A 6,953-nucleotide genomic window follows, 5' to 3' on the forward strand; every position below is an offset into this window, starting at 1 on the left:
GGACACGATATGTGTCCTGCTCCCGTTGTCTCCGGTAAAAAGGATTGGTTCCCATGAAATACCAGCGTTTCCGGCTCTCCGATGAGGACCGCAGCACGATCATCTCCGGTGTTTCATGCGCAACCCTTCTTGAACGTGGCGGCTATCGTCTCGACAAGGCGAAGAGCACGCGGAAATGCCTCAAGTATCGCGATGGCGCGAACCACGTCGTCGTCAACCATGAGGGACGGGGCTGGTGGCATGCGAACGGAGACGGGAAAGGCGACGTGTTCGCACTCATGCGTCACCTCCATCCTGAAATGGCGTGGCGCGATGTCTGCCTTGAACTGGGGCGTCTCATCGGCGTGGAGCCGGAAGGGGCCGTTTATGTCCGCTCCCGCCCCGCCGCCACGGATACCCGCCGGCCTGCGGAGCGTTGGGCGCAGAAAAAGCCCCTTCGTCGCGGTGGGAAGGTCTGGAACTACCTTGTCCGCGAGCGTTGCCTGCCCGAAGATGTTGTCCGGCGCGCGGCCATGAAGGGTTGCATCCGTGACGGGTATCATGCCGCCTGGTTCGCCCATACCGACGCGGACGGAAATGTCTGCGGGGCGGAGCTGCGCGGTCCCGATACGCATATGTGTCTCGGCGGCACAGTGAAAACCCTGTTCCGTTTCCAGCCCGGCAGCGCGGCGCAGGTCCGTCGGCTGGTGGTCTGCGAGGCCGCCATAGATGCGCTCTCCTTTGCGGCCCTTGACCCGGTGCGGACCCCGGACACCATGTACTGCTCCACCGGGGGCGGCATGGGGCCGGAAACCATGGCGGCGCTCCGGGCGCATCTGGCCGACATGCGGCAGGTTCCCGACGCGGTCCTGATTGTCGGCACCGACGATGATGACGCTGGCGATGGCTTCGCCGATATACTCTACGGACTGGCGGAAGACGCTGATGTGGCGTTTGACCGCCGCCTGCCGCCCGACCGTTCCAAGGATTTCAACAGCACACTCCAGAACATGGCCGCAAGGGCGGCCTGAAGGATTATAATCATGACCAGTTCCGACAAGGACCGTGTGGCCTACGAACTCTCCCTGCTGACCAGTCTGGGTGAAGAAGTCGATACCCTCCTTGAGGCGTTCCTTCGGCATCCGGACGCGCCGCGTTATCTTGCGCGGACCCCACGCCTCGGCAATGACATTCCCTGGGTGCTTGTCGCCTGCGATGGCGACGTTTCAAACGCGACCGGGCTGGTTGTCGCCGGGACATGGGACGGGAAGGGCTGGGATCTCGACGGCGGCTTCACCCTGTTCACCTGTGGTGGCGAAGCCAGGGGCGAGTTTCTGGAGGTAGCCGGATGGGCTGGACGGATACGCCGTCTGGGGACCGTGCCGGGCACCGGCCCCCTGCGTCCGGACCTGATCGCGCTTCAGGGCGAGCTTGCCGAGGCAACATTCCATTGGGCGCGCAGGGCCGGGCTTGTCCGGGAATGGGCGGCAGGCGCCAGCGTCAGGGGTGACAGTGCCTTTCCCCAGACATTTGTCGAAATGCGCTTTGGGCCAGACTGTTACCGGGGGCTCGTCATCGCGGGTGACAGGGATCGCAATGACCGCTGGGATTATGACGGGGTGGTGACACTGCTCCTGCCTGGTGGAGCCACGGTGGACCTGGACGCGGCGCAGGCGGATATGGTGGAGGAGCTGGTCGATGGCGGGCATGCAGACAGTTCCCGGTGAAGGCATGCTGGCAGGGCTGACGCCACCACAGCGACAGGCTGCCAGAAAGGAAGGTGCGGTTGTCGTGCTTGCGGGCGCAGGGACAGGCAAGACACGCACGCTGGTCGCGGGTGTTGTCGACCGTATTGCGCGGCGGGGCATACCACCCTCCCGGATCCTCGCCGTCACCTTTACAAACCGCGCTGCAGAAGAAATGCGTAGCCGCATCGCGGACGCCGTTGGCGCGGACCGGGCTCCCGGATGGATCGGGACCTTTCATGCCCACGGGCGTCGCCAGTTGCGTAATGATCCCGATATCGCCCGGCTGCGCGAGGGTTTTGGTATCGCGGATGCCGAGGATAGCCGGCGTATCGTGCGCAGGCTTCTGCAGGCCGCGATGGCGGATGGTGCGTTCGAGGAGGAAAATGGAGAGGTATTCAGGCAGCGTGTGAAATCCGTCACCACGCGCATCGCCCTGTTCAAGGATGATCTGGTCCTGCCGCAACAGGCGGCTGGCGTTGTTGAGGAGCTGGTGCAGCGCTACGCGGGCGATGCGCCCGACGACGTCATGGCATGGCATCTGGCGGCGGCCCTCTATCCGGCCTATCAGGCAGCCCTGCGTGAAGCGAATATGGCCGATTTCGGTGATCTCCTGCTGTGGCCGACGGTTACGATGCAACGCGACGAGGCCTATCGGCGGGACTGGGGACGCCGTTTCGACGCCATTCTCGCTGACGAGTTCCAGGATGTGAACCGCCTCCAGTATCAGTGGCTCAGGTTGCTCAGCCAGGACCATGGCGAAATCTTTTCGGTAGGCGACGATGCACAGTCGATTTATGGCTGGCGCGGGGCCAATGTGGCGTATATCCGCAATTTCCTGAACGATTTCCCCGGTGGCGCGATGATCGCGCTGGAACAGAATTTCCGTTCCACGGGACATATCCTTTCGGCTGCGAATGCCGTGATTGCCCTTGATTCCGGTCGCCTCGAAAAGACCCTGTTTACGGCGAGCGGTCCAGGTGAGCCGATCGAGGTCGTGGAATTCAGTGGGGGCCTTGAGGAGGCGCAGGGTATCGCATCTGAAATCGGTCGTCGCCTGCTCGAAGGCGTGGCGCCCGACGACATCGCAATCCTCTACCGGTTCAATTTCATGTCGCGCCTGCTCGAAGAACAGCTTCTGAAGGCAAGAATTCCCTACGAACTGGTCAATGACACGGCCTTCTGGCAGCGTGGGGTCATCAGGGATGCGCTGGCCCTGCTCAGGCTGGCCTCATGTCCGGATGACCTGCAGAGTGATGAAGCATTCAGGCGCGTGATCAACCAGCCTGCCCGGGGTGTTGGCGCGAAAACGCTGGCGAAGATCGAGGCGGTGGCAGAACAGGAGTATATTTCCCTGTTTGCCGCGGCAGAGCGGATGTTTGCATCCGCCACCGGGAAGTCCGCCGGACGGGTGCGGGCGTTCGTGGCCACCATCCGCGAGATCAGCGCCGTGGACAACGCGCCCCTGGCGGAGCGCATCCGTGAGCTTCTCGACAGGACAGGGTACGCGGACATGTACCGCGCGGCGGGAGAGGACGGCCGTGCGGCACTGGAAAACCTTGAGGAACTGGTAGGTCTGGCGGCTGAGTTCACCCCGCTTGGGGATCTGTTCGACCACGCCGCCCTTGGCTCTGTGTCCGGGGCGGCATCCGGTGAAGGCCGGGTCAGGCTCATGACGATCCATGCCGCCAAGGGGTTGGAATATGGCCATGTGTTCCTGATGGGTTGGGAAGACCGGCTGTTTCCATCGGCGTCCAACCCGGATGCTGACGAGGAACGCAGGCTGGCTTATGTCGCACTCACCCGCGGACGGCGACGTGTGGCGATCACCTGGTGTGCATGGCGCGGTGGCCGCTGTGCGGACCCATCGGTATTCCTCTCCGAAATCCCGCCCGCCGCACTGTGTCACGGTTGGCTTCGGAAGCACCGGAAGGGACCATCCGCCACCCGAACCGGCCATCCGGCACCATACGTAAGATGAAGGAGGATCAGACCATGTCCGCAACCGACACCCGCAAAACGCTGTCTGCCGTAAAGGACCTGCGTACGCCCGGACACGCCTGGGCCCACCAGTGCGAGATCTGTGGTGAAGGTGCGCCTTTTGGCTGCACCGACCGCCATGCTGGCCTGCACTGGTTCTGTTCGCAGCATCGCGAGGAAGGCGAGCGCCGCATCCGGAACGGATGATATATCCGATCAGGAAGGCTCCAGAAATCGCGGCCACTCGCCCGGACCCACAAACGGGCGGCGGATACTGCTGTCATGGAAAGATATTCTCACGATACGCATGAAGCATATGTGGGCGGATCGCCGACATATGCCTACGCAAAGCTCCGACGTCTCGCGTTGGTCGCGGGGCGGGAACTCGAGGGGCATGGCGACCGGGTGGCTGCCATAGCGCCGATCGTATTCGATGCGGCCGGGCTGCCCGGGCGCTTCCGGGATCTGCTCCTGACCGGCGCACGGATTCACGACATTGGCAAGCGGCTGATACCGCCGGCCATCCTGTATGCGCCACGGCGGCTGACGGTGGCCGAATGGGCCATCATGACCCGGCATCCCGAACTGGGGATCGCCGTCATACGCGAACATGTCACATATATTCCCCGTATCATCCGCGATTGCGTGCTCCTCCACCATGAGCGGTGGGATGGAACCGGTTATCCCAGAGGCCTGTCTGGCCCTGCCATCCCCGTCATGGCGCGTATCGTCGCCATTGCCGATTTCATCGACGCGCTGGCGTCGCATCGCAGCTACAAGCCGCCCGTGCCCATGGATGTCGTGCGTTCGATCCTCCTGCGTGAGCGCGGCAGGATGTTTGATCCCTACCTGACCGACAGGGCGCTCCGGCATTACGACAGGATCGTTGCGGCATGGCTTGGCATGATGGCTACTGTCCGGGTTCCTGTTCCCGGCCCAGGCATGGAGGTACCCCGTGTCTGACCGGGTTACGCGTGGAAATGGACGGAAGGGGCGCCGACGCCGGGATACGGATCACGAAAAGGTCCAGCACTGTCGGCGTCTTCTGACGGAAGCGCATGGCGCCGATATGCGGCCGCATTGTGACTGCATCCATGATGGCCGCTGCTTTGAACTCGTGGTGCGGCGTGGCGAACGTCTGCAGGACGGCCGGGTGGCGGACACCTATCATGTTGCACGCTTTCCGGGGCAGGACGCCCCGCATCAGCTCCCCAGTCCGTTCCACGAGACGCACGCCCGCCGTAACGGACGCGGCGGCTACAAGGAAGGTGTTGTACGGGATTTCTGGTGGTGCTGGAACGCAGTAGCCGCACCCCGGGAAATTCCCCGGTTCCCACCAGCTGCATAGATCCGGTGGCGCGTCCGGCTTCGCCATGAAGGCAGGGACCGCACGCCCATTGTCGTGGGCGCTGTCCGGACCCACAACCGGGCGCGTCATACTTTCGGCAGACAGATCTGGAGGAAAGAATGGCGCGACGTTCGCTGCGCCGGCCGGTGCCGGTGCCTTATGCACGCATGAACGAGAAAGACCGGGAGCGGGCGCGTGGGCTGATACTTGCCCATGTCCGTAACGCCCTGGTCGCTGGACCCCATGCGGTTCTTGAACTGAGGAAAGGATTGCCGGTCGAGGCTCTGGGTGCCTTCCCGATCGTTCTCAACGAGATGGTGGAGGCCGGGGAAATCGCATCCATGGGACACAGCGTGTATGCCCGTGTGCCGTGGATGCCCGCCACGCGGAAGGTTGTGGCTTCCCCGGTCAAGGACATGGTGTTCGCCGCCCTGTCGGAGCTGGCCCGTGAAGGCAGCCTGCCCGAGGAACTGGCTGAAAATCTGGTCCTGCCTCTCAAGACTGTCCAGCGCGCGCTCGTGGACCTCGAAGGTGAGGGGATGATTCACGAGAGCCGCATACCGGGCAGGTACCGCCCCGTGAGTCGCCGGATGGCGTCCCATGTGCGGCGTGGCGCTGCAGGGCGCATATTTGCGGACGTGCTGTCCCATGCCTGAGATGCAGGGGGCAGGTATTGCCTGCAGACGGCCGCTCCTGCCGGATGTCTCTTCACCCGGAGCCGGGTCGGTCATCCGGTCGGATGGCAGGATCAGGGCCGGCGCCCTGATCCGCGCGTGTCTGGATGATATCGGCTGGCCGCTCCGCCAGGCCGCGCGCCGGTCGGGATTCAGCCGGAACCGTGTCGGGGAGTTTGCGGCGGGCGAACCCGTCAATCCAGAGTTCGTCGAATGGCTGTGTGCGCTGCGTGCCGTCCACAAGCGGTTTCCGTCGCCGCTGGCCCGGTCGATCGTGGTGGCGGGCAACCGTCCGCCGTACCGCAGGCATGAAGTTTTCCGGGCGATTACGATTATCGGCTGGTCTTTCCGCTTTCTGGCTCAGGGGATGGGAGAACACCGCACCGCGCTCCTGCGTCACCTTGATCGGGGCGGTGCTCTTGAGCCGCGGTCGTCGCGCTGGCTGGAACAGCTTGAAACCGGGCATGAGACCTATCCCCGGCCGGAATATCGAAATTGTGCAATGCGAACGGGAGGTTTTTCCGATGTTTGATGAGGGTGATGCAGGTACTGATACGTCAGCCGCAACTGTTGGCGGAATTGCCGCCGACCGGCTGCGCAGTATCATCGAGCGCGTGGAACGCCTGGAGGAAGAGCGCAAGGCTCTGGCTGCCGACATAAAGGACATTTTCACCGAAGCAAAATCCGCAGGCTTTGACGTCAGGACCATTCGCCACATCATTCGGATCCGCAGGCAGGATCCAGCAGCGGTCGAAGAGCAGGAATCGCTTCTCGACATTTACCGTCGGGCGCTTGGCATGTGAGGAACGGCTCTGATGAAAAAATGGCTATGCCGGGCCCTCGGGGTTTCGCCGACCAGCAGGCGTTGTGCGCGATGAAGTGCGATACGCACCTGCGGATAGCCGTCCGGTTTCACCGCCTTGAAGACAGCGCCTCCCGCGTCGGTCCGGCACTGCCGGACAGGCGCGGCATGCAGGTGGCGGCCCTGTGTTGCCTGCTGGCTAGCGACGCATTTGACGGCTTTTCCGTTGTCGATCAGCTGGGAGAGGGCATTCTCCCGAGCGTCCATGCTTCGTTCGTCGTCATGACATGGCCACTGCTGTTGCTGACCGTTGTGGTTTCCCTTGCGACGGGAGGATGGGCTGCACGGGAACTGCGGGGCATATCTTCAGATATGCCCCTTCTGGGATCAGCGCGGCATTTCCTGCGCTTTGGGGTCTTTGGGAC

Annotated in this window: 9 protein-coding genes; all 9 read left to right on the forward strand. The window is 63.2% G+C overall.

The annotated features are described in order from the left end of the window. The first annotated feature begins 53 nt into the window (after positions 1-53). Positions 54-1,010, forward strand: a complete 957-nt coding sequence (locus DY926_RS06465) for a DUF3991 domain-containing protein (RefSeq protein WP_116702635.1) — start codon at positions 54-56, stop codon at positions 1,008-1,010. Positions 1,011-1,022: 12 nt separating this feature from the next. Then, positions 1,023-1,706 (forward strand): hypothetical protein, encoded by a 684-nt coding sequence (locus DY926_RS06470; protein ID WP_116702636.1) that lies wholly within the window; start codon positions 1,023-1,025, stop codon positions 1,704-1,706. Beyond that, positions 1,678-3,705, forward strand: a complete 2,028-nt coding sequence (locus DY926_RS06475; RefSeq protein WP_241503090.1) for an ATP-dependent helicase — start codon at positions 1,678-1,680, stop codon at positions 3,703-3,705. Before DY926_RS06470 ends, DY926_RS06475 begins: the two co-directional genes overlap by 29 nt. A 14-nt stretch (positions 3,706-3,719) precedes the next feature. After that, positions 3,720-3,911 carry a hypothetical protein gene (locus tag DY926_RS06480; RefSeq protein ID WP_148707743.1) on the forward strand — a complete coding sequence of 64 codons (192 nt, stop codon included), beginning with the start codon at positions 3,720-3,722 and terminating at the stop codon, positions 3,909-3,911. Between the two features lie 75 nt (positions 3,912-3,986). Beyond that, positions 3,987-4,667 (forward strand): HD-GYP domain-containing protein, encoded by a 681-nt coding sequence (locus DY926_RS06485; protein WP_116702638.1) that lies wholly within the window; start codon positions 3,987-3,989, stop codon positions 4,665-4,667. Positions 4,668-5,171: 504 nt separating this feature from the next. Then, entirely contained in the window at positions 5,172-5,708 is a 537-nt protein-coding gene (locus DY926_RS06495; RefSeq protein ID WP_116702640.1) for a hypothetical protein, read from the forward strand. Then, the gene (locus tag DY926_RS17670) at positions 5,701-6,258 is read left to right on the forward strand and encodes a transcriptional regulator (protein ID WP_206609037.1); all 558 of its coding nucleotides are present in this window, start codon (positions 5,701-5,703) and stop codon (positions 6,256-6,258) included. The genes DY926_RS06495 and DY926_RS17670 overlap by 8 nt, the downstream gene beginning before the upstream one ends. Next, on the forward strand, positions 6,251-6,529 hold the full coding sequence (locus tag DY926_RS06505; protein ID WP_116702642.1) for a DUF2312 domain-containing protein: 279 nt from the start codon (positions 6,251-6,253) through the stop codon (positions 6,527-6,529). Before DY926_RS17670 ends, DY926_RS06505 begins: the two co-directional genes overlap by 8 nt. Before the next feature lie 26 nt (positions 6,530-6,555). Beyond that, the coding region (locus DY926_RS17675) for a hypothetical protein (RefSeq protein ID WP_206609038.1) at positions 6,556-6,953 on the forward strand (398 nt) is incomplete at its 3' end.

The organism is Komagataeibacter melaceti, from assembly GCF_003403295.1.
In the GTDB taxonomy this organism is placed as follows: Bacteria; Pseudomonadota; Alphaproteobacteria; order Acetobacterales; family Acetobacteraceae; genus Komagataeibacter; species Komagataeibacter melaceti.